Below are 22,788 nucleotides of genomic sequence, written 5' to 3'. Positions count from 1 at the left end.
TTATAACTCCTTCTTCGTGTCTAATTTATGTACCGCAATTTTTTTTACTTGATGTCCATCAAGTTCTAGTGCTTTAAATTGAAAACCGGCAAATTCAATGAAATAACCAGCCTCAATATTTAAGTCCACTGCTTGAGAGAGGAACCAGCCTCCAATTGTATCTAAATCGCTATCATCAATATGTAGGCCAAACATATCATTTACTTCAGAAATGAGTACCTTCCCATCTAAAACAGTAAGCTTTGGCGTACGTTTTTCAATCATAGGTGATTCATCCGCATCAAACTCATCTTGAATTTCTCCAATGATTTCTTCAAGAATATCTTCCATTGTTAAAAGTCCAGCCGTACCACCATATTCATCCATAACGATTGCCATCTGAACACGATTCTTTTGTAGATGTACGAGTGTTTTGCGAATTGGAACAGTTTCAAATACAGTTAATACTGGATGTATGTAAGATTCAAGTGGCTTATGAATGCCTTTTGTTTGATCGTGAAAAACTTCTTTCGTATTGATCATACCGATAATATCATCTTTATCTTTTTCGATGATCGGATAGCGTGTAAACTTTTCAGTTGCGACGATATTCATATTTTCTTCTAACGTGTTTTCAGTAGATAAGCAAATCATTTCTGTACGAGGGACCATAATTTCTTTTGCAACTCGGTCGTCAAATTCAAAAATATTATTTACATATTTATATTCGGTTTGGTTTATTTCACCGCTTTTAAAACTTTCACCTAAAATGAGTCGTAGTTCCTCTTCAGAATGGGCAAGTTCATTTTCTTTCGCAGGCTCTAAGCCGAGTAATTTTGTGAAAAAGATAGCTGCACTATTAAGTAACCAAATGAATGGATACATAATTTTATCAAATAAAATAAGTGGTCGTGCAAACTTAAGTGTGATTGCTTCTGCTTTCTGAATTGCGAAAGACTTTGGAACTAATTCACCTAATACAACATGGAAAAATGTAATAACACTAAAAGCAATAATAAAGGATAAAGTATTCGCCATTGTTCCAGTAATATTAATCTTTTCAAAGAGCGGTCGTAGTAAATGTTCAACAGTCGGTTCACCAAGCCAACCAAGCCCTAAAGAAGTAATCGTAATCCCGAGCTGACAAGCTGATAAATAAACATCTAAATTAGATATGACACTTCTTGCAGCTAAAGCTTGTTTATTGCCTTCATTTGCAAGCTGGTCAATTCGACTTTTTCGTACTTTTACAACAGCGAATTCTGATGCAACGAAAAAGCCGGAAATTAGGATAAGTACAAAGATGAGAAAAATATTTAATATGTCCAAGTGTGTTCTCTATTCCGTAGTTTGGAATAAAGATGTCACCTCCTGCAATTATGTTATGCTTTTATAATAAATCCAAATGAAAAGAATAGTCAAAGAAAAAGGGTAAATATTGGTATGTTTCTGCAATAGTTTTTGAATGTGCTGTTATTTTGTCCGCTATACAAAAGGAATAACCCCCTACTTTCAGATTCTAGAGGGTTATTTCACATTAAGATTTTGGAATACTTCTCGTTAAAGCGTAGGATTGTTGTTTAAAGTGGTTTGTCGTCCATAGTGTTTGAAGAAAAGAGAGTATGCAATACGGGATATACAAAAGTAGTAAGCTTATTGTAACAATTACAGGTGCATTTCCGCCGAATTGAACGATAAATTGTAATAGTCCGCTTGCGTGAAAAACGCATTCCATAAAAACGAATGAAAGAATAATGGAACCTAGAATAGATTTATGATTTGAAGTAAGCGCCAAAAACAATGTATCTACAAGGAAAGAAGATTGTTTTATTTCATATTCATTTCTGTTACTTAAGAAAGGGACCCATTTTTTTATTGCTTGCATAACGATAATCATGGAAGTACTACAAACGATGATAAAAGATGAGTAGTAGGGAAGTTTTATAAATTTTGCGATGTATAGGAGTAGAAATAAGACTGAGCATTGTAATAATACAGTACAAAAAGAGTACGGTATCCATCTTAATAAAGAAGTGAACTTCTTAACAGAATGAGGTACTTTAAAAAATAAATGGCCGATCCCTAAGCTGATGAAGAATCCGATCGCAAGAGTAAAGGTAAAACGAACAATCGATACAAAATATATTTCCCATATGTAAGGGAATAACGGTGTTGTATGATTAGAAGTATGAACCATCTGATTTGCTGAGAAAAAGATAGATTCGTGCATCCAATCAATCTTTGGAATTGTCATAGAAGAAAGTTGTGCGAAGTTATGGAAAATGCTTATAAAGCCAGTTATGTATGAGTATTTATGTGTAATGAATAAAGCAGGGATAGGACTAATGATAAAAATAATGAGAACACCGACGATAAATTTACATATATGTGAGCGCAATAAAGACATGTAATCACCTACTCTTAGAATATTCAGAAAATTCTTATTCTTATTTTAGCTTTTTTCTGTGTAAGTTACAATATATTTTTCTTAAAGAAGTTTAGTATTGTAAGGGATATAAGTGAATGAAACGTGAATAAATTATGACAAGAAAATGAATAATTTTCAGAAAAGTAAAATAAATTATTTATTTTTTTCTGAAAATATAATATAGTTATGGCACAGAAAGTATTTTAACATAAGGAGGCTGTTTATGAGGATTAAAGGGAATTATGTGCCGAAAAGGGAAGTTTTATTTTGCTCAAGTTCAATGACAATAGGGGAAGCACTGGGGCATTTAAATAAAACTGGCTATCGTTGTGTACCAGTTTTAGATGAAAAAAAAGAGAAATATTTAGGGAATATATATAAAGTAGATATTTTAGAATATAAAGGTTCGCTGGAAGAGAGTGTATTACAATTATTAAACGATAAAGAGGGATATGTCAGAGAAGATTCTTCGTTCTTTAAGGTATTTTTTACAATAAAAAAATTACCTTATTTATCAGTGGTTGATGAAAAAGGAGTCTTCCTTGGAATTTTAACGCATAAAAAAGTTTTTGAGTTGTTAGAAGATGCTTGGGGCGTTCATTCTAGTAAATATTCTGTCATGATTGGAACACAAGATTATAATGGGGCCATTCAAAAATTATCAACAGTATTAAAAAAATATACAGGTATCCAAAGTTTAATGACTTTTGATAATGATGCCTTATTAGTTCGTAGAATTATGTTTACATTAGGAGAAGAGTTTAACGAAGGTGAATTAGAGACATTATTGAAAGATTTAGAAGATCACGGATTTAGAGTTGTGTATGTGGAAGAGATGCAAAATCCACGTGAAGTTGAAACGATAGAGTGACATGCAAAAGCCATCTAATTATGTTGGGTGGCTTTTGCTATGTTGCGTGCATAAAGTTATTTGAACATAATGGTGGGATAAAAGGTGAGATTGTAACAATATTTGTGTAAAAGAATAAAAAATGTAGATAATTTTGATTTTCAAAAAAATCAATTTGAAAATATGTTTTTATTTTTCAACTAAATATGTTACTATATGTGTGATAAAAACAAATAGGTCTGACAACTATACTCCACGCAATACCACTCTAATGGGTTAAATATTCAAAAAAATCAAAAATTAATAGTTAGAGTAAGAATAAGGGGAATGGAGAAATTATGGAGAAAGACACTGCTTTGTAAGGGGCATATTTTATCATCTTGAGCAGAGAGGAGGATGCATAGTATATTGTGAAAATAGAGATAAACAATGAAAAAGTGCTATGCAAATGAAAAGTATGAAGGGACGTTTAAGGCCAGGTGATACGGTAGCGATTGGTTTAATGCTATTTGCACTATTTTTAGGAGCGGGAAATTTAATTTTCCCACCAGTTTTAGGGCAACAAGCTGGAGAGAATGTTTGGGTTGCTACAATTGGATTCCTTGTAACGGGAGTCGGATTACCCCTATTAGCTGTAACAGCTGTCGCGTTTGTAGAGGGGGACTTGAAAGCGTTATCTTCTAGAGTTCACCCTATATTTGCGTTTATTTTTCCATTGATTAGTTATTTAGCGATTGGACCATTTTTCGCGATTCCGCGTACGGGAGCCGTTTCATTTGAAATGGGTATGAAGCCATTTCTATCAGAGGCATTGGTTTCAGAATGGTACATGCTGTTTCTATTCACGATAGTTTTCTTCGGAATAACGTGGTATTTATCATTAAATCCATCTAAATTAGTGGATTGGTTCGGAAAATTTCTTACACCATTGTTAGTATTGATTGTTGCTGTTATTGTCGGAAAGGCAATTATTGATCCAATTGGAGAGCCAGCTGCGCCGCTAGCGGCATACAAAGAAAATGCTTTCTTTGGTGGATTTATACAAGGATATTTAACGATGGATGCAATTAGTGCTCTCGTATTTGGAATTGTCGTTGTACAAGTTATACGCTCTAAAGGGATAAAAGAGAGTAGTGAAGTTGCAAAAATAACAGTAGTATCAGGTATTATTGCCGTACTTGGTTTAACGTTAATCTATTTATCACTTGCTTATCTTGGTTCAACGAGTACATCACTTGGTGTATCAGAGAATGGTGGGCTTATTTTAACGAATGTTGTAAATGAGTTATATGGAACAAGTGGTAAAATTTTATTAGGGGTTGTTATTATACTCGCTTGCTTAACAACTTCTGTTGGATTAACATCAGCTTGTGCAGGCTTCTTTACAAACTTATTCCCAAAACTTTCGCATAAAACGATTGTAACAATGGTATGTGTGTTTAGTTTAATTGTATCTAACCTAGGTTTAACACAATTAATCGCAGTTACTTTACCGGTGTTAATGGTCATTTATCCAGTTGCAATTGTATTAATTGTACTTTCGTACTTCCATAAATGGATTGGGAAGCGTAATACAATTTATATTGGAGCTATTTTAGGTGCATTGTTAATTAGTTTCTTTAGCGGTTTAGAAAGTGCGAACATTAAAATTGACGCGATTTCTAACGTGTTACAAATGTTACCATTATATAAAGAAGGAATAGGATGGTTAATCCCATCATGTATTGGCGGGATTCTCGGTTTCTTCTTCTATAAATCAAATGAATCAAGTGAACTACAAAAGAAAGGTGCTTAGGCGCCTTTCTTTTTTTAAAAAGGGGATTTTAGTATTTTGTCTAAGTAATAAATGGGAGGAATGATAAAATGGCTAATTTTGAAGATTTTTTGACATTGGATGTAAGAATTGGAACTGTAATACATGCAGAGGAGTTTAAAGAAGCGAGAGTTCCAGCGATTAAACTGAAAATTGATTTTGGAGAGCTTGGAGTTAAGCAGTCAAGTGCTCAAATTACGAAGAGATATACCCCAGAAGATTTAATCGGTCAGCAAATCGCTGCTGTTGTAAATTTTCCGCCAAAACGTGTAGCTGGATTTAAATCAGAAGTACTTGTTTTAGGAGGAGTACCTGAAGCTGGTGATGTCGTATTACTGCAGCCGAATATGGAATTACCAAATGGAACGAAAATTAGTTAGTGTAAAGGCGGGGGAACATGGATATTGGACGAGAATATTTACAATGTGCCATTTCAAATTTTAAAGCAACAAAGAAACAAGGGGAACGGGTACTTTCGCAATTATCGCATGAACAGATTGAATGGTCCTCTCATGAAGCAACTAATAGCATAGCGGTTATTATAAAACATCTGAACGGAAACATGCGTTCTAGATGGACGGATTTTTTAACATCTGATGGTGAAAAAATAGATCGTAACCGAGATGCTGAATTTGAAGGTGGCTATCATTCTAAGGAAGAGGTACTCACAGTATGGAATGAAGGATGGGAATATGTTTTTAAAACGATGAATGTCCTAACGCCGGAACATTTATTACAGACGGTATATATTCGCGGTGAAGCACAGACTGTTATGCAAGCAATTGAAAGACAAATTTCTCATTACGCTTTGCATATTGGACAGATTATTTACATCGGTAAAATGTTAAAAGAAAATGAGTGGGAATGTTTAAGTATTCCGAAAGGACAGTCTGCACTTTATTTAGAGAAAAAACGTTCAACATAATAATAGGAAAGAAACCGATATAGAATAGGAAACAAAAAAATAAGCCAAATGATAGATGGCTCTGTAAACATAAGAATGCTGCCAAAAATAAGTCCATATATAATAAGAAAGAAATTAAAAAGTGTATTCACAGGAATAAATCGTGAGATGAACACTTGCTGTCGTTTAAAACAATTACCGTGAAATAAAAATAAGCGGAAGTACGATGTGGCAGTAATAAGATCTTTCTTTCGCGCAATTCTTTTTTTGCATATATGACAGATGAATGGTGGTTGCATTTCGTTACGCCCCATTTCTCATATTTGTAATCATGTAAGACAAAAGTAAGTATAAAGTGTATATCCCTATATACGCTCCTGATATAAGAAAAAATGGATTTAGTAAAATACCATGAATGCTTGTCATGAAAACTAAATCTTGTATTAAAACATCATATATATTAATAGAAATAATTGTACCGAGTACATAAAGTGCTAAGTACGCTGAAAGATGTAAAGCAACACGGATTGTATGATGCTTAGCAAACCAATAAAAAATAAATGATAGTACAATGGGTAATGTTCCTATTAGTAGCTTCAATTCATTTCACCTCATAAACAATATAGCCGGAATTTAGACGGTCTATTCTCTAGAGCTTGTACATAACTTGGAATAGAGAGGGTGATAGTATGAATCGAGGCTTTTTTTATGTGAAATTCACAAGTGTACGTAAGTTAGTTTTATTTATTATTGCTACAGTACTAGCGACTTTCTTTCTTATTAGTATGATGGTAACTTCTATGAAAGAGACAAAGTCAACGTATTTATATAATTGGTTAAATGAGCTATCGATGAATGGTTACATGTACGTTCTTGGGAAAGAGAATCATTATTTTACACAAGAGTATCGAAATTTAAATCAAGATTTTTCGATTTCTTCTTTTCTCTTTTCGATGGCTACGAATATTCGTTTTAATGATGTACGCAGTTTTGTTGGCAAAGAGCTACCTGGTTTTGGTAAGTACGATACAGAAATTGTAATTGCGGGTGAAGGGACAAATTATTCTAACTTACCGATAGAGTCGAGCGTTCCACTTGAAGAAGTAGTAAAAGAACGAACTGGTGAAGGTGGACAGGCTCAAAAGCCAGATACGAACAAAGAGAAAAAGCAACCGGCTCAAACGACAGGAAAAAGACAAATTGCGTTTATTTATCATTCGCATAGTTGGGAATCTTATTTGCCGTTACTTAATTTAGCAAACGATCCAAATGCGAATAAAGCGACCAGTTCTGTTACGAACATATCAATAGTGGGCGATCGATTTCGTGAACAATTAGTAAGCGAAGGGATCGGAGCTACTAACGACAAGACAGATATCGGTCAAAAGTTGATTAGTAAAGGGTTAAATAGTAATAGTTCTTACAAAATGTCACGGGAAATTGTACAAGAAGCAATGACTGGCAATAAAGAACTGCAGTACTTTTTCGACTTACACCGTGACAGTGCTCGGAAGAATGTTACGACAAAAACCATTGGCGATAAATCATATGCGAAGCTTGCATTTGTAATAGGGAAAGGAAACAAAAACTATGAAAAAAACCTGCAATTAGCAACAGCTTTACATGAGACGATTAGTAAGAAGTATCCAGGAATGAGTCGTGGTGTCATTCAAAAAGGATTCCAAACAGGAAATGGTGTCTACAATCAAGACTTATCCGGGCAAGCAATATTAATTGAAGTTGGTGGCGTAGATAATACGGAGGAAGAACTAAATAGATCGATTGATGCCCTTGCTAAAGCGTTTGGTGAATATTTCTGGCAGGCAGAAAAGGTGAATGGATAAAGTGAAACATAAATGAGTGGGAGAGTTTGAAAAAACGTGAGTGTAAAGCTTGCGTTTTTTTTGTAATGATGAGACGTCACAGAATAGACATAATTTGTCGTTGCTATAGTAATATCGAAATTTGTCAAATTATACTGGGAGATTTACAAAGGGATTTTCAGGGAAATAGAGAAAATCTTTTTACAAGGAAAACTTTTTATTATGAAACTGGCAGGGTGATAGAAGTGATTAGGGAGATCAAAATAGAAGATGCAGCACCATTTTTGCAATTAAGTAAGAAATTAGATGAAGAAACGAAATTTATGTTATATGAACCAGGAGAAAGAAGATTTACAGCCGAGCAACAAGAACAAATGATTCATCGCTTTATAGAAAATAAGTATGCAACGATATTTGTAGCAGTTAAAGATGAGAGAATAGTAGGGTTTATTTTAGTGAATGGAAATCATATTCAAAGAAAAAGACATGTAGCAGGTATTGTAATTGGTATTTTGCAAGAGTATAGCGGGCGAGGTATTGGGACGAGATTGTTTAAAGAGGCTGAGAAGTGGGCAAGATTACATGATATATGGCGTTTAGAATTAACGGTAATGGCCCACAATACAAGAGCTCAGGCACTATATACAAAAGCTGGATTTGAGAAAGAAGGTGTCAAAAGAGCTGCTCTTATTATCGATGGAGAGAACATCGATGAGTATGAAATGGCCAAATTATTAAAATAAGAGGTCGTTATATGAAAAAAAGATGGACACTACTTGGTATCATAGCGATGATACTCATTGTTGGAGTAGCAGGAATCAATTATAAAATGTATAAGGATAAGCAGGCGCGTGAGGTAAATGTAAATAACATATTTCCAAAAGCGAAAGAAACGATTGCGAATATGGATGGAGATATTGCGGTAATTAGTAATCCAAATTCGATGCTTGTGCTTGTGAATAAAAATAGGCGTTTACCAGATGGATATAGACCGCCAGATTTAGTTATTCCGAAAGTGCGTTACTCAAGTGAAGGTGATCAAGAAAAGAAAAAAATGAGAAAAGAGGCAGCAGGTGCGCTTGAGGAAATGTTTCAGCAAGCTGATAAGGAGGGCGCTTTTCTTTTTGCGGTTTCTGGATTTAGATCTTTTGATCGACAAAAAGCATTAAATACGATGTATAAAAAACAAGATGGAGAAGCAAAAACAGCGATGTCTAGCGCAGTTCCTGGAACAAGTGAACATCAAACTGGACTAGCTATGGATATTACATCTCAATCTGCTAAGTTTCAATTAGAGACAATTTTTGGCGAAACGAAAGAAGGGCAGTGGCTTTCTGAAAATGCCCATAAATTTGGTTTTGTCATTCGATATACAAAAGAGAAAGAATCGCTTACAGGTTATCGATATGAACCATGGCATGTGAGGTATGTGGGAAATCCACAAGCTACATATTTATATGAAAATCAACTGACACTTGAAGAAGTAACGCAGTGAACAATTGAGGGGAGAGAAGGATTATGACGGTGTTATATAAGAAAAAAGTACACGCATATGTAACAAGAGAAAAAGAAGGAGTTATGCAACTGCTTGTTTTTAAACATCGTGATATACCTGAAGCTGGTATACAAATACCAGGGGGAACAGTTGACGAAGGGGAAACGTTAGAAGCGGCGCTTTTACGTGAAGTACAAGAAGAATCTGGATTACGCCATTTATGCATAGAAAGATTCCTAGCCGATTACATCATACTTGTGAAAGACAAAAAAGAATATCAAAAGCGCCATTTCTTCCATGTAACGTTACTAACAGATGTAAAAGATGATTGGGAACATATTGTAAGTGCTGGTGAGGAAGATGAAGGTTTAGTATTTTGCTACGAATGGATTGATATTGCAAAATGCCCTGAATTAGCCGGGAAACAAGGGGAGTTTTTACATTTGCTAGATGAGGTATGTGTAAAGTAGTAAAAGAGTCTGAAGCGAAGGTGAACTCGTTTCAGACTTTTTATATTTTTCAGGAAATAAAAGGTTTTTACATTGGTAAGTTGAATTCTTTTAATTGGATTGTAGTTGTATATGCGAGGAGCGGAGAAAATGAACAAGTAAATAGATACATGATATCAATAAAAGGCTTTATAGAAGGAGAATGAAGATGGAGATTCAGTTCAACACACAATTACAAAAAGAATTAACAATTCATGAAATACAAGTAGCGATGGAAGCTGGACAATTAACTTCAAAAGAATTAGTTATGTATTATCTTCATAGAATTGCAAAATATGATCAAGACGGACCAAAAATTAATTCTATTTTAGAAATCAATCCAGATGCTGTTTTTATTGCAGAAGCGTTAGATTATGAAAGAAAGATAAAAGGTATAAGAGGTCCATTACATGGTATACCTGTTTTACTTAAGGACAATATTGAAACGAATGATTCTATGCATACAAGTGCAGGTACGATTGCCTTGGAACAAAATATTAGTAGTGAGGATGCATTTCTCGTTACGAAACTGCGAGAAGCAGGAGCAGTCATAATAGGGAAGACAAATATGACAGAGTTAGCAAATGCAATGTCATTTGACATGTGGGCTGGATATAGTGCAAGAGGTGGACAAACAATAAACCCTTACGGTACAGGTGAGGATGATATGTTTGTTGGTGGCTCAAGTACAGGATCTGCGATAGCAGTTGCTGCTAACTTTACAGTAGTATCTGTTGGAACAGAAACGGATGCTTCTATCTTAAGTCCAGCTGTTCAAAATTCTGTAGTCGGTATTAAACCGACTGTCGGTCTAATTAGTCGTAGAGGCATTATTCCGTTTACGTATTCGCAAGATACAGCAGGTCCATTTGCGAGAACAGTAACAGATGCTTCTATTTTGCTAGGGAGTTTAACTGGGGTAGATGAGAAGGATGTAGCTACTCATAAAAGTGAAGGTATAGCAGAACATGATTATACAAAATATCTTGATGTTAATGGCTTACATGGAGCGAAGATTGGTGTATATAGCAATGCGCCAAAAGATTATTATGAATCTGGTGAGTATGATGAAAAATTGTTTAAGGAAACAATTGAAGTATTGCGTAGTAAGGGAGCAACAGTAGTAGAAAATATTGATATTCTTTCTTTTCATAGAGAATGGAGCTGGGGAGTTCCGCTTTATGAACTAAAGCATAGTTTAGATAACTATCTTTCGAAATTACCTTCTACTATTCCGGTACATTCTATTTCAGAGTTAATGAAGTTTAACGAGAACATAGCAGAAAGAGCTTTGAAATATGGGCAAACTAAGTTAGAAGGAAGAAAAGATTTTCCCAATACGTTAAGCAATCCTGAATATATAAACGCAAGATTAGAAGATATATATTTTTCGCAAGAACAAGGTATTGACTTTGCACTGAAAAAATATAATCTCGATGCGATTTTATTCCCTTCCTATATCGGCTCCACTATATGTGCGAAAGCAGGTTATCCGTCTATAGCGATACCGGCGGGATATATGGATAACGGGAGACCGTTTGGAATTACTCTTGCAAGCACGGCTTTTTCTGAGGGGATCTTGATTAAACTAGCATATGCTTTTGAACAAGCGACAAAACATAGGGAGATTCCGGGTTTGTCATAAATAGAATAAAGTAAAAAGGACAGGAGTTCCTGTCCTTTTTACTTTATTGATTACATTGAAATATCTTTTTGATCTGTCTTATGATATTTTAATAGGCTAAAAGATAAACAAGCAGAACATAAAATAAGAAAAGCAGCGATGATATAAATCGTACGAACACCAAACAAATCGGTAATAATTCCAACGCTAAGCATAGAAAGACCAGAAGCTGTCGAGAGGAGTGCACCATGAGCTGTATACATTTTTGATAGTAAAGTGGGGGCGACGCTTGATTGTAGCACTGTCGTTTGAGAAATATCTCTAATTTGATAACAAGGACCCATTAGAACGCATAGAAAAAGCGCAATAAACCCGCTACTTGTCATACCATATAAAAATGTAAGAATACTGAACATAAGAGAGCCTATCGCCATGGAGCGTATTAAATTGTTTTGAATGTATGTACTCATTTTCCACGCTAATATCCCGCCAATTAACGTCCCAACATAATAACTTGTATTAATATATCCCCACCATTCTTCGCCTTTATGAAGGACAGTCGTTACATAAGCCATCGTAATAGCACCGATCCATATCGTCCCTGCGAAAGTTTCAATTAAGTCCATACATGTAACGGTACGGAGAGAAGGATTCCGAAATAAGAGTTTCCAACCTTCCAATAAAGCAGCGCCTTTTGAAGAAGAAGACTCTATTATTCGTTCAGTATGTATGGAACGTAATGAAGCGTGTAGTGCAACACATCCAAAGATCATCAATATGTTATTCATCATAAGTGTAGAAGTGGCGCCGATTTGAAGAACAATAACACTTGTAAATGAATAAGCAGCGGCTTGCGCGATTTGTGTGGAAAAGGAAAAAATACTATTTACTTTTACTAATTTTTCTTTTCGTGTAAGGCGAGGCAGGATACTGTATAATAATGGTGCGCTCCAGCCGCTACATAATGAAATGAAAAAAATGAAAATGAATAGTGCTACAATGTTTGTGGACAAGGCTGGGAATAATGTCATTAATAAAAATAATAGAGCAGTTTTTGTCCATTGTAGTGTAAAAAGTAATGAATAAGATGGAAAACGATTCATTATAAGTGGTGCAGATGTATTTGCTATAAGATTAGTTATGACTTGGAGTAATGGAAACAGAGCAGTTAATGTTGCTGATTTCGTTGTGATATACATATGGGTTGTAATAATCATAATGTATACGATGTCAGCGAGAGTAATGCATATTTTTGATCCTAAATAGTAAGTTAATGAACGATTATGCAAATAAATACACCGCTTTCTTTGAAAAAATTCCACTAGTTAGAATAATTATAATTTGAAAATTAAATTTTCGAAAGAATTTAATTTTTTGTCACTTTTTGAAAGGGATTTTCATGTATAATGAAGAATATATTAATATAGTATTTTAATAATACTCATTATAACAGTGAATATGTACAATAGCTTGTAGTAAGCGCCCGCGTATAAGAAAGGGCGGATAAACCATTCTTTTTTTCATATACATATAGAAAATGAGAAAGAAAGTGAGGGTTGTATATGGCTGCTTGGGTAATTTGGTTTATAATAGCTGGTATTTTATTTATTGCAGAAATGTTGTCGATTACGTTTTATATGCTTTGGCTTGGAATTGGAGCTGTTGTCGGAGGTCTAATTGCTTTGTTTGCTCCTGATGCACTACTGTTACAAGTTATTGCTGGTGCGATTGTAAGTTTAACATTGACTTTCTTTACAAAAAGAATTTCAAAAAACTTTCGAGAAGCAAAAGGTTTTACTGATACAGTAGATATGCTAGTTGGTAAAAAGGGGATTATTATGCAAGCGATTACAAATGAAGCGAATGGTATTGTGAAGGTGGATGGAGATACTTGGACAGCTATTGCAGATGATCCAATTGATGCTGGAGAAAAAGTTATTGTTATAAAGAGGAATAGTACTATATTACAAGTAAAAAAGGAGAGTGAATAAATATGGCAGTAGCATTAACATTAACGATTATTTTCGCACTAATTGTTGTTACATTTATCGCATTAACAATTAAAATTATTCCACAGCAAAAAGTTGGAGTCGTGGAGAGATTTGGTAAGTTTCAGCGTATTATGCAGCCGGGATTAAATTTATTAATACCAATTGTAGACCGCGTTCGTGTATATCATGACTTACGTATTCAACAAACGAATGTACCACCGCAGAAGGTAATTACGAAAGATAATGTACAAGTAGAAATTGATACAATTATTTTCTATCAAATTGTGGAACCAGAACTTGCGACATATGGTATTTCGAACTATGAATATGGTGTTCGTAACATTACTTCTGCAACGATGCGCCAAATTATCGGTAAAATGGAACTGGATGAAACGTTATCTGGTCGTGAAAAAATTTCAACAGAAATTCGCTTAGCACTTGATGAAGCAACAGAAAAATGGGGCGTTCGTATTGAACGTGTTGAAGTTGTTGATATTAATCCGCCGAAAGATGTGCAAGCATCAATGGAAAAACAAATGAAAGCAGAACGTAATAAACGTGCGATCATTTTAGAAGCGGAAGCTGCAAAACAAGATAAAGTCCTTCGTGCTGAAGGGGAAAAGCAAAGTAAAATATTAATGGCTGAAGGGGATAAAGAAGCACGTATTCGAGAAGCTGAAGGTATAAAAGAAGCAAAGGAACTAGAAGCGCAAGGGGAAGCAAGAGCGATTGAGGAAATTGCAAAAGCAGAACAAAATCGAATTGAATTACTTCGTGCAGCAGATTTAGATGAACGCGTACTTGCTTATAAATCATTTGAATCATTGATTGAGGTTGCGAAAGGACCAGCAAATAAAGTCTTTATTCCGTCTAATGCAATTGAGACGCTTGGTACTCTTGGGGCAATTGGAGAAATCTTTAAAGAAAAACAAGCGAAGAAATTGCCTTCTTCAGATAAACCAAAAGAACAATAAGAGTGAAAAAGAGAAATGGGATGCCATTTCTCTTTTTATTTTTGGTTCGTGTAATAATAGTGGACAGTGTTTATCATTGTTTGGATGCACAGCGTTGTAATTAGTTGCCTAGCTGTTTATAAGTAATATTTCTCGACGTTTTTAATTTCATACTAATATTTAACAGAAAGTAAAAAATATTCAAAATAAACGTTTTAAATATTTGTGATTTGTAATATATTTTAAATGTCTTAGACGATTTTACATGTAAATATTTATCAAAAGTAGAAAAGAAAGAGTAGTTATTAAGTAGTATAGAATTGAGGGGAATTTGTGAAAAAGGGAATTATTATTTTGATAGGGATTATGATTGTGTGTATGGCTGCATTTTTTCTGTATCAATCACAGGGGGGAAAAACGAATACAGAACAAAAGCGAACCGAGCCGAAGAAAACAGAACTGAAAAAAGATGAACAAAAAACAACTGTGGATGTGGAGGAATCGGTTGCAAATACAATAGCTAAGGAACTTATTCCAAATCCTAAAGAAGTATCGTTGAAACCTGGTGAAGAAAAGAGCGTCACTTTATCTTTAAAATTATATGATGAAAATACAACGAAAGAAAATACGTTTAACCTAGGAGTAGATGAAGTAGAATTTCTATCCGTTAAATCTAGAAACGATGATGTTGCAGAGGCGAATATAATGAAAAATGGACAAGTGAAAATTATTGCAAATGAGTCTCCATCACAAAAAAGTACGGAAATTGAGATCGCTTATAGAAATAAAAAGAAAAATAGAGAATCAACAGTAAAGATACCTATTACAATTAACACCCAGCAAACAAATGTAACACAAGGATTAGAAGGTTATTGGCGCGATGAAAATAATAAAAAATTGTTTGTGAAAATAAATAAGAAAAACTCAAAAAATATAGAGTTTCAAGCGTTTGATCTGTATGAAATCTGGTATACAGGTGATGTTCAATTTAATGCATATAAGCAAAAAGAATTATCCGGAAAAATGAAGTATACACAGGTGTACGCACAAGATGGAGATATACCACCAGATGAAGAATTCACACTAGTGAAAGTTAGTGTAAACAAAATTATTGTGCACAAAGGGAAAGATATATTGAATTTGATGAAATCGTCTAAACAAGAATTCGAACAAGCGCAGCAGTTAGTTCCTGTTGGAGGGGATCAAGGCACCAATACACAACCAAAACAAGATAATAATGCAAAAACAAGTCAAAATAACAAACCAAATGGAGAGTATTATAATATCCAAAGTGAAGATAAACTTCTTGTCAGCGCTTTGTTTACCATGATTGATGATGAAAATGCAACAATCCAAGTAGAACAGCGGTCTAATAATAGTAACGGAATAACAACTTCAATGATGGGGATATTTACATCGAATGCTATAAAGCAAAATGATTCCACATGGTCATTCACATGGGTTGATAACTTTGAAACCAAAGGAACAGGTACTATTACATTCCAAGAAGGCAACGTAACGTTAGACTTAAAAGGAAATCGAAATAGCATTGAAGGAAGAGGAATCATAACTCAAAACGTAAAACTTAAAAAGGACTAGTAAAAAACAGCACAGCCAAGAATTCTAAAAGACGAGGAAAGTCCAATCTTATACGTATAGATAGGAGTTTTCTTATTTGATTCTTTTGGAATAATTGTAGGTTTAGGGTGTTTGGAAAAAGTAAGTACATAGAATTATTTACCATAATGAGGTGGATCAAAGTTTGATTTAATTATTTTTTAAGAAAATCATTTAATGGAGATTCCGTATGCGGTGCGCTTTTTGGGAGAGATTTGTTGAATAAAAGAATACAAATCAACATGCTAGATGGAGGAATATTAGAAAGTACATGTATACAAGGGGAAGGAGATTGGTTATATGCGCAAAGGCTGGTTTTTACTTATTGTAATACTGATTTCATTATCAGGATGCGGTGAAAAACAACAAACCATCGAGGAGAGCAAACCGAAGGAGCAATCGGTATCAAGTAGTGAGGAACAACAAACTGAATCGAGTAGTGAAAAGTCACAAACTGAAGAAAGTAAACCGAAGGAGCAAGCTACATCAAGTAGTGAGAAACAACAAGCTGAACAGAATAAACCTAAGGAGCAGACTGTTGCAGGTAATGTAAAACAAATTACAGAAGAAAGTAAGCCTACAGATTCTAGTGGTGTTAAACAGGTTGAAAAAGAGAGTAAAACTAAAGCACAAACTGAATCAGCAGGTAAAACAGCAGATGATGATAATCAAGTCAAGATTGGGGAGAATGGAGAGTACATTATAGATTTTGAAATAGAAAAAGGGACTAATAAAGTGATTTGGCATATTCCAGGGGCGGATGGACTTTTACAAATGTCAGTAGGGCAGACGTTAAAACTCCACCATAAGAATATGGACCCAGATCAGCCGCTTAAAATCTTAGTAAGTGCGGATACGTTAAGTATGGATGAAGTTCCTCATGAAGGCAGAGTTGCAATACCTGTTGAGGAATATACATTACATGCTATTAAGAAAGGTCAGGCCGTAATTACTATTGCTCCTAATGCTGATTTGAAATTTGGAGATAAATTCGGAATTAATATTAAGTAAAACAGCAAACAGTGGAATTATAATTCCGCTGTTTATTGTGTCTACACGTTTTATTGATAGAAAAAAATGATATATATTTCTATCGTTTTTCTTATATGTGTCTTTTTTTCTAAGAAAAATAATAATATACATTTATTTTTTGTAATATATTTCTTATGATATGTAAGAGAGGAAAACAAGGGGGAAGAATTTATGTGGGTAATATTAGCAACAATTATACCGATCATTTGGTATTACTTTGATCTACCAAGCGCTGCAATCATAGAATATAGTTGTATTTTAATTATTGTGATTTCTACAATTGTATACAAAAATGTAAAAAGTGTATTGTTTTTTTTAGGTACTGTTTTGTTATTCTTGGTGGCTGTATCTATTTCGATTCTTTTTGGTGCTTTTGCCATCTTGCTTGCATTATTTGCAGCAGGAATATTGTATGATACAACGAGAAAAAAAGAACAAAATGATAAAAGGAATTATGGCGGAGGTTTTAACAGTAATCCAATTAGGGAACCTATAATAAGGCCCGCCAATACAGGGTATGGCGGATATAGTGGTACTTATGAACATAATAACGATTATGATGTACAAAATAACCTGAATAATTCTGGGCTTGCTCAAATAAATGCAATGATACAGAATGCTCAAAAATTAGAGGAAGAACAGAAAGAACAAATGAGGCAAGTTGAGGAGAGTGCACGCTTTTATAGACAACAAAGCGGTTGTGAACATATGGTGGATGCAGCTGATGACATTTTAGGACGTAGTCCACAAGAAAGAGACTATCAAGATGAGATACATGCAGCTCGCTGTTTCGGGTGTGGTGAAGTTGAACGCAATTGCTGTTGTTGCAGCGAATGTAATGTACATCCATGCATGTGTTGAAGTTAATGCGACTCGTATCCGTGTGAATGCTGTGATACCTGCGGTCAACCGGAACGATATTGTAGATGCGATAGATAAGGAAAAACACCATCTTATGATGGTGTTTTATTTATATTGTGTACAATAATATATTTATTAATTTCTTAGTCTTGCAATGCGTTATTTATTTTATACCTGCTTTTTGAGGGAAAATAAAAAATATTCAAAATAAATGTTTTATATGTTTGTGATTTGTAATATATTTTAAATGTCTTAGTCAATTTTATATATAAATAGTTATCAAAAGTAGAATTGAGGGGAATTTGTGAAAAAGGGAATTATTATTTTAATAGGGATTATTATTGTGTGTATGGCTGCAATTTTTGTGTATCAATCACAGGGGGCAAAAACGAATACAGAGCGACAGCAAACTGAGAAGAAGCAAACAGAACCGAAGAAAGAAGAACAAAAAACAAATGTGAATGTGGAAAAATCGGATGCAAATATAATAGCCAAGGAACTTATTACAAATCCTAATGAAGTATTGCTGAAGACTGGTGAAGAAAAAAATATTGATTTATCCGTAAGATTATACGATGAAGGAACAGCGAAAGAAAATACGATAAACTTAGGAGTAGATGAAAAGGAATTTCTATCTGTTAAATCAAAAGACGAAAATGTTGTTAAGGCAAAAATAACCGATAGTGGGCAAGTGAACATCATTGTAAACGAGTCGCCTTCAAAAAAAAGTGTGGAAATTGAAGTTAGTTATAAAAATAAAAAGTATAATGGAGAATTAACAAGAAAGATAACTATCACAATTAAGGATTATGCTTTAGATGCAACAAAAGGGCTAAAAGGAATGTGGCAGAGCGAAAAGGATAAAACTTATTTTTATAAGATAGTTGAAAAAGGTCAAAATATAATTGAAGTTTCTGCAATGGCTTTATATGAAACGGACTACACTGCAGTAGTGAATTTTAAAAATATACAAAAAAATGTTCTTTCAGGAAAACCGGAATATACATTTATGTATCCTGGTACGCATCAAGAACCAGCTTTAGAATTTAAGTTAGAAATACTTAATAAGGATAAAATACGCATTACTCAAGGGGATTATCCAATTGTCCTAACAAGATCGTCAGAAAAAGCAATGGAGGAAGAAAGAGCAAAGCAAGCAACGCCAAAGTCTGATAGCAACGCAGGAACAAATCAGCCTAATGGCAATAACCCAAATGATGGACCAATTAACAATACGGAACAATCAAAACCGCTAAAGGCGTTCTTCGACCCTGTTGATAGTAATAGTGAGAATCAGGTAAGTGTATTCATTCAAACATGGGGAACTACTGAATCTAATCCGAATATAGATAAAGCTACGCTGAATGTAGAACAGCGCCTAAATAATAAATTTACCGGTATGTTCGAAACAAAGGCTACAAAACAAAATGAAACAACCTGGATATTTGATTGGACAGATGACACTGGTACAAAAGGAACTGGGACATTAGTTATTAACGGTGAAAATGCAACAATCGACCTCAAAAGTGAACGTGAAAGTGTGACAGAAGGAAAAGGAATTGTATCTTACAAAGCCCAATTGATAAAGACAGCTCAAGCTGAATTTTAATAGACAAAAAAGTCCTATACTTATATATAGGACTTTTTTGTTTGTCACTATTGAAAGAATAATAAGTTTAGAGTGCTTGGAATTGTTAAGTGGAGTAACACGTTTACTAGATGGATTAAAAAACTGTCAAAGTAATATATTTTGTTAAAGAAAATTTAAAATATGATATAATGGGATTTTGTGGATATTAAACGAGGGAGTGGGAAACAAGTGCAAATATTATTAATACGTCACGGTGAATCCCAAGCAGATATTTTACATGTACATGAAGGACGAGCTGACTTTGAATTAACAGAAAAGGGTAACTAACTATTACGATTTATTTAACCAATTATAACGAAAGTTAATTAAATATATCAGTAAGCCCTGCTAGTCAAGTGATTGGCTAGTAGTGAGGGTTAACTGCGGGCAATCCCTAAAGCTAATTGAACTACAACGTGGCTAGAAATAGCGAGCGTGAATGTTGCGAAAGCAGAAAAAATCAATCAGATGGTGCAAGGTTAAAACCTAAACACTAGAACAATGGGTCTTCCGCCTCGAATCATCTAAGTCAAAATGGATAAGATGAACGTTCAACGACTATCTCGTATAACTGACGAGAGTACATCACAAGCCTATGGTGGTGGAAAAATCCTCTATCTCTAAGTAGATAAACATATAGTCTGCGCTCATGTGAAAACATGAGAAGTTCATAAGAGAACTGGCTAAGGAATTGCGCCCTTAGTTGAACAAGATAAATTTTATTGAATCTATCAAACTTTATTGAATTTATCGAACGTAAGTTCTGTATTTAGTTCAATGAGGTGAGAATAATAATGAAATTTTCACGAGTTAGTCAAGTATCGGAATTAACAGGTTTGTATCCTGGTAGTCTTAGGAGAATGCTGGTGGAACACGCTACGATTCAGAAGAACAAATCTTTCATTAAAGGAGTTACATTCTGATGATATTGGCGAAGAAAGTCAGACTGATTCCAACGCCTGAACAAGAAAGAGTGCTTAGAAACCATGCTGGTGCTGCAAGATTTGCTTATAACTATTGTAAAAGAATGAGTGATAGATACTATAAGCTATTTGGAAAATCTGTTTCACAGTTAGCTTTACAGAAACGATTTACAAAGATCAAGAAGCGAAAGAAATATGAGTGGTTAAAAGACATCAATGCACAAGTTCCTAAACAGGCTTCAAAAGATTTTGATACGGCGAGGAAACATTCGTTCAAAAAGTACAAAAATAGTTATCACACTTCTTATAAATCCAAAAAAGATTTAATCCAAGGATTTTATGCTAATTATGAAAGACTGATTATAGGAAAGAAAGTAGTTCATATTCAGTCTATTGGAGAAGTGAAAACAAGCCAACAACTACCAAGAAACAAAAAACCATCCAATCCAAGAGTTACATTTGACGGTCGTCACTGGTGGATTAGTGTAGGATTCCAAGAAGACTTTGAATTACAAGAACTAACCGATGAGTCGATTGGTGTGGATGTTGGTTTAAAAGAGCTGTTGGTAGCTTCTAATGGTATGAAAGAACGAAATATAAACAAAGATGCCAAGGTTAAAAAACAAAAAACTATCGAAAGCATTTTCATTTCAAAAATTAAACTTCTTCTTTCAATGTTTATCATACAAGTGTGAGAAGTACGGCGTTGAGTATGTAAAAGCTGATAAATGGTTCGCTTCAAGCAAGATTTGCTCATGTTGCGGCGTAAAATACGACCATTCAGTTCAATCAGAAGGACAGTGGAGTTTAAAAATACGTGAGTGGTGTTGTGTTTCCTGCAATAGCCATCACGATAGGGATGTAAATGCTGCGATAAATTTATCAAGATGGGTAAAATAATTGCTTGATAATAGGAGGTAACGATACTGCCTCGTGTGGAGTGTTATACCCCTCGTCCCTTCGGGGTTGCGAGAACACGATGAAGCACTAACTCGTGTAAATTTGATTGAATTGTATAGATTTAGTTAAGTTTATCGTATCGGAAGACAGCAAGTGCAAAGGCTTGTAAAGAAAGTGAAAGCAGATTTTCCACCAGATTTCATTTGGGCAAGTACATTAAAACGTGCTCGCGAAACTGGTGAAACATTAGCAGAAGGAATTGGATGCCCAATTCAATTAGAAGAGGAATTAATGGAGTTTAATAATGGGGTACAAGCTGGCTTATCTTTTGAAGAAGCAAAGAAATATCCAGAACCAAAGTTTCTTCATGATCGTTTTGAAAACGGAGAATCATTTATTGAATTTAGAATGAGAATAGAAGGAATCTTTTCTAAAATCGTGATAGAGAATACATATGACCGAATTGCAATTGTTGCACATGGTGGTGTAATAAATAGTATTTTACGTGCGTTTTTCAAAATGCCCATTTCAATGGATTATTATTTTAAAATGGGAGATACGGGAATAAGCTTAATTGAAATTGATGGTGAACAAAAAACAGTACATTTCATTAATGATATAAATCATTTGGACGGGATGTAGAGACCTATGTACAAAGTAGTATTTTTTGATGTTGACGGTACTCTTTTAAGCGAAATTGATAGAAGTATGCACGAAAGTACAAAGGAAGCGATACTAAGATTAATAGAAAAAGGGATTCACGTAGTTGTTACAACAGGGAGACCGTATAGTTTATGCTCGCAGTTTAAAGAACTAGGCATAAATACGTTTATTTCTGCGAATGGTGCCCATATAAAATGTGGTGAAAAAGTTATACATAAATCAGTGCTTTCACGTGAAATGGTTCATGATATCTCGAGATTTGCTGAATTACATGGTCACGGTATTTCTTATTTTACCGAGGATTTTGCAATGAACGGAGTAGCACCGGATAATGAGCGTGTAATGCGAGCGCTTAGCGAGACGTTGAATTTAGAGAAGTATCCTGAAAAAAGCAGGGATTTGTCAGAAGAAATCTATTGCTTATGTCTGTATGCAGATGAAATCGAAGCTCAAAAATTTCTTGAAAGATATCCTATGCTTACGTTTGAGCGTTTTCATGGTTATGTCATAAATGTATTGGAAGATAATAAAGTATCCAAGCTAACTGCAATTCAAAAAGTATTGGATCACTTAAACATTTGTAAATCAGAAGCGGTTGCTTTTGGTGACGGTAGAAATGATATTGAGATGTTGCAGTATGTAGGATTAGGTATTGCGATGGGGAATGGCGGAGAAGAGTTAAAAACAAGAGCGGATTTCGTTACAACGAAATCAAGTGAAGGTGGTATTTCTTTTGCCTTAAATAAGTTTCGTATTATTTAAAAATAATAGCTAGTCAGTGTAAAAAATCCTGCTTTTATGACAGGGTTTTTTT

21 protein-coding genes and 3 pseudogenes are annotated in these 22,788 nt (G+C 34.4%); 19 read left to right on the top strand and 5 right to left on the bottom strand.

From position 1 onward, the window contains the following. Positions 1-1,308: a hemolysin family protein gene (locus tag AABL52_RS16795; protein WP_098258724.1), complete on the bottom strand. Its 1,308-nt coding sequence runs from the start codon at positions 1,306-1,308 to the stop codon at positions 1-3. Between the two features lie 208 nt (positions 1,309-1,516). After that, positions 1,517-2,386 carry a hypothetical protein gene (locus AABL52_RS16790; protein WP_000055287.1) on the bottom strand — a complete coding sequence of 290 codons (870 nt, stop codon included), beginning with the start codon at positions 2,384-2,386 and terminating at the stop codon, positions 1,517-1,519. A gap of 244 nt (positions 2,387-2,630) precedes the next feature. Here AABL52_RS16790 and cbpA point away from each other — a divergent pair, with 244 nt between their 5' ends. The 4 genes from cbpA to AABL52_RS16770 all read left to right on the top strand — a co-directional run bounded on the left by cbpA (position 2,631) and on the right by AABL52_RS16770 (position 5,995). Continuing rightward, on the top strand, positions 2,631-3,278 hold the full coding sequence (cbpA, locus tag AABL52_RS16785; protein WP_341517995.1) for a cyclic di-AMP binding protein CbpA: 648 nt from the start codon (positions 2,631-2,633) through the stop codon (positions 3,276-3,278). A 436-nt stretch (positions 3,279-3,714) separates the two neighbouring features. Next, a complete protein-coding gene (gene brnQ4, locus AABL52_RS16780; protein ID WP_423250482.1) occupies positions 3,715-5,052 on the top strand; it encodes a branched-chain amino acid transport system II carrier protein BrnQ4 in 1,338 nt (445 codons plus the stop codon). Between the two features lie 68 nt (positions 5,053-5,120). Next, positions 5,121-5,450 carry a chaperone CsaA gene (gene csaA, locus AABL52_RS16775; RefSeq protein WP_071721684.1) on the top strand — a complete coding sequence of 110 codons (330 nt, stop codon included), beginning with the start codon at positions 5,121-5,123 and terminating at the stop codon, positions 5,448-5,450. Positions 5,451-5,467: 17 nt separating this feature from the next. Next, positions 5,468-5,995 carry a DUF1572 domain-containing protein gene (locus AABL52_RS16770; RefSeq protein WP_000351100.1) on the top strand — a complete coding sequence of 176 codons (528 nt, stop codon included), beginning with the start codon at positions 5,468-5,470 and terminating at the stop codon, positions 5,993-5,995. Here AABL52_RS16770 and AABL52_RS16765 read toward each other — a convergent pair. Together AABL52_RS16765 and AABL52_RS16760 are read right to left on the bottom strand one after the other, a co-directional pair. Continuing rightward, complete coding sequence (locus tag AABL52_RS16765) at positions 5,968-6,273, bottom strand: permease (protein WP_340421576.1); 306 nt, start codon at positions 6,271-6,273, stop codon at positions 5,968-5,970. The two genes, AABL52_RS16770 and AABL52_RS16765, sit on opposite strands and share 28 nt — an antisense overlap. 4 nt (positions 6,274-6,277) lie before the next feature. Further along, the gene (locus AABL52_RS16760) at positions 6,278-6,574 is read right to left on the bottom strand and encodes a hypothetical protein (protein ID WP_097845793.1); all 297 of its coding nucleotides are present in this window, start codon (positions 6,572-6,574) and stop codon (positions 6,278-6,280) included. Between the two features lie 89 nt (positions 6,575-6,663). On the opposite strand from AABL52_RS16760, the gene spoIIP reads away from it, so the two are divergent. The 5 genes from spoIIP to AABL52_RS16735 all read left to right on the top strand — a co-directional run bounded on the left by spoIIP (position 6,664) and on the right by AABL52_RS16735 (position 11,425). After that, the gene (gene spoIIP / locus AABL52_RS16755; protein ID WP_341517993.1) at positions 6,664-7,818 is read left to right on the top strand and encodes a stage II sporulation protein SpoIIP; all 1,155 of its coding nucleotides are present in this window, start codon (positions 6,664-6,666) and stop codon (positions 7,816-7,818) included. 224 nt (positions 7,819-8,042) lie between these two features. Continuing rightward, entirely contained in the window at positions 8,043-8,540 is a 498-nt protein-coding gene (locus tag AABL52_RS16750) for a GNAT family N-acetyltransferase (RefSeq protein WP_341517992.1), read from the top strand. Between the two features lie 11 nt (positions 8,541-8,551). Continuing rightward, complete coding sequence (locus tag AABL52_RS16745; RefSeq protein ID WP_000747713.1) at positions 8,552-9,292, top strand: M15 family metallopeptidase; 741 nt, start codon at positions 8,552-8,554, stop codon at positions 9,290-9,292. 23 nt (positions 9,293-9,315) lie between these two features. Next, the gene (locus AABL52_RS16740; RefSeq protein WP_000217582.1) at positions 9,316-9,762 is read left to right on the top strand and encodes an NUDIX hydrolase; all 447 of its coding nucleotides are present in this window, start codon (positions 9,316-9,318) and stop codon (positions 9,760-9,762) included. A 187-nt stretch (positions 9,763-9,949) separates the two neighbouring features. Next, positions 9,950-11,425: an amidase family protein gene (locus AABL52_RS16735; RefSeq protein WP_341517991.1), complete on the top strand. Its 1,476-nt coding sequence runs from the start codon at positions 9,950-9,952 to the stop codon at positions 11,423-11,425. Positions 11,426-11,475: 50 nt separating this feature from the next. Here AABL52_RS16735 and AABL52_RS16730 read toward each other — a convergent pair whose 3' ends face one another. After that, positions 11,476-12,693, bottom strand: coding sequence for an MFS transporter (locus tag AABL52_RS16730; RefSeq protein ID WP_341517990.1), 1,218 nt, complete (start codon positions 12,691-12,693; stop codon positions 11,476-11,478). 273 nt (positions 12,694-12,966) lie between these two features. On the opposite strand from AABL52_RS16730, the gene AABL52_RS16725 reads away from it, so the two are divergent. From AABL52_RS16725 to AABL52_RS16680, 10 genes and pseudogenes are all read left to right on the top strand, one after another. Beyond that, a complete protein-coding gene (locus tag AABL52_RS16725; RefSeq protein ID WP_088029544.1) occupies positions 12,967-13,395 on the top strand; it encodes an NfeD family protein in 429 nt (142 codons plus the stop codon). A 2-nt stretch (positions 13,396-13,397) separates the two neighbouring features. Next, complete coding sequence (locus AABL52_RS16720) at positions 13,398-14,369, top strand: SPFH domain-containing protein (RefSeq protein WP_097845786.1); 972 nt, start codon at positions 13,398-13,400, stop codon at positions 14,367-14,369. Between the two features lie 312 nt (positions 14,370-14,681). Beyond that, positions 14,682-15,947, top strand: coding sequence for a hypothetical protein (locus AABL52_RS16715; protein WP_341517989.1), 1,266 nt, complete (start codon positions 14,682-14,684; stop codon positions 15,945-15,947). A gap of 318 nt (positions 15,948-16,265) precedes the next feature. Beyond that, positions 16,266-16,976: a hypothetical protein gene (locus AABL52_RS16710; RefSeq protein ID WP_341517988.1), complete on the top strand. Its 711-nt coding sequence runs from the start codon at positions 16,266-16,268 to the stop codon at positions 16,974-16,976. Between the two features lie 192 nt (positions 16,977-17,168). Next, a complete protein-coding gene (locus tag AABL52_RS16705; RefSeq protein WP_341517987.1) occupies positions 17,169-17,858 on the top strand; it encodes a hypothetical protein in 690 nt (229 codons plus the stop codon). A gap of 304 nt (positions 17,859-18,162) precedes the next feature. After that, complete coding sequence (locus AABL52_RS16700; protein WP_000715297.1) at positions 18,163-19,467, top strand: hypothetical protein; 1,305 nt, start codon at positions 18,163-18,165, stop codon at positions 19,465-19,467. A gap of 180 nt (positions 19,468-19,647) precedes the next feature. Beyond that, positions 19,648-19,770, top strand: a pseudogene (locus AABL52_RS16695) (histidine phosphatase family protein); the annotation flags it as partial. A 640-nt stretch (positions 19,771-20,410) separates the two neighbouring features. After that, positions 20,411-21,311: pseudogene (locus tag AABL52_RS16690) on the top strand (RNA-guided endonuclease InsQ/TnpB family protein). Positions 21,312-21,452: 141 nt separating this feature from the next. Continuing rightward, positions 21,453-21,953 (top strand): annotated as a pseudogene (locus AABL52_RS16685) (histidine phosphatase family protein); the annotation flags it as partial. 6 nt (positions 21,954-21,959) lie between these two features. Continuing rightward, positions 21,960-22,736 (top strand): Cof-type HAD-IIB family hydrolase, encoded by a 777-nt coding sequence (locus AABL52_RS16680; RefSeq protein WP_341517986.1) that lies wholly within the window; start codon positions 21,960-21,962, stop codon positions 22,734-22,736. Positions 22,737-22,788: the final 52 nt, after the last annotated feature.

It is taken from the genome of Bacillus paramobilis, from assembly GCF_038096195.1.
Lineage (GTDB): Bacteria > Bacillota > Bacilli > Bacillales > Bacillaceae_G > Bacillus_A > Bacillus_A mobilis.
Note: the sequence above shows the minus strand (reverse complement) of the source record. Positions and strands in the feature narration are given on the sequence as shown.

What these genes read in the sequence shown, in the direction of transcription:
- AABL52_RS16790 (WP_000055287.1), bottom strand. Translation starts at nt 2,386, where the DNA reads ATGTCTTTATTGCGCTCACATATATGTAAATTTATCGTCGGTGTTCTC.
- spoIIP (WP_341517993.1), top strand. Translation starts at nt 6,664, where the DNA reads ATGAATCGAGGCTTTTTTTATGTGAAATTCACAAGTGTACGTAAGTTA.
- AABL52_RS16720 (WP_097845786.1), top strand. Translation starts at nt 13,398, where the DNA reads ATGGCAGTAGCATTAACATTAACGATTATTTTCGCACTAATTGTTGTT.
- AABL52_RS16725 (WP_088029544.1), top strand. Translation starts at nt 12,967, where the DNA reads ATGGCTGCTTGGGTAATTTGGTTTATAATAGCTGGTATTTTATTTATT.
- brnQ4 (WP_423250482.1), top strand. Translation starts at nt 3,715, where the DNA reads ATGAAGGGACGTTTAAGGCCAGGTGATACGGTAGCGATTGGTTTAATG.
- csaA (WP_071721684.1), top strand. Translation starts at nt 5,121, where the DNA reads ATGGCTAATTTTGAAGATTTTTTGACATTGGATGTAAGAATTGGAACT.
- AABL52_RS16710 (WP_341517988.1), top strand. Translation starts at nt 16,266, where the DNA reads ATGCGCAAAGGCTGGTTTTTACTTATTGTAATACTGATTTCATTATCA.
- AABL52_RS16745 (WP_000747713.1), top strand. Translation starts at nt 8,552, where the DNA reads ATGAAAAAAAGATGGACACTACTTGGTATCATAGCGATGATACTCATT.
- AABL52_RS16680 (WP_341517986.1), top strand. Translation starts at nt 21,960, where the DNA reads ATGTACAAAGTAGTATTTTTTGATGTTGACGGTACTCTTTTAAGCGAA.
- AABL52_RS16740 (WP_000217582.1), top strand. Translation starts at nt 9,316, where the DNA reads ATGACGGTGTTATATAAGAAAAAAGTACACGCATATGTAACAAGAGAA.
- AABL52_RS16765 (WP_340421576.1), bottom strand. Translation starts at nt 6,273, where the DNA reads ATGCAACCACCATTCATCTGTCATATATGCAAAAAAAGAATTGCGCGA.
- cbpA (WP_341517995.1), top strand. Translation starts at nt 2,631, where the DNA reads ATGAGGATTAAAGGGAATTATGTGCCGAAAAGGGAAGTTTTATTTTGC.
- AABL52_RS16705 (WP_341517987.1), top strand. Translation starts at nt 17,169, where the DNA reads ATGTGGGTAATATTAGCAACAATTATACCGATCATTTGGTATTACTTT.
- AABL52_RS16735 (WP_341517991.1), top strand. Translation starts at nt 9,950, where the DNA reads ATGGAGATTCAGTTCAACACACAATTACAAAAAGAATTAACAATTCAT.
- AABL52_RS16770 (WP_000351100.1), top strand. Translation starts at nt 5,468, where the DNA reads ATGGATATTGGACGAGAATATTTACAATGTGCCATTTCAAATTTTAAA.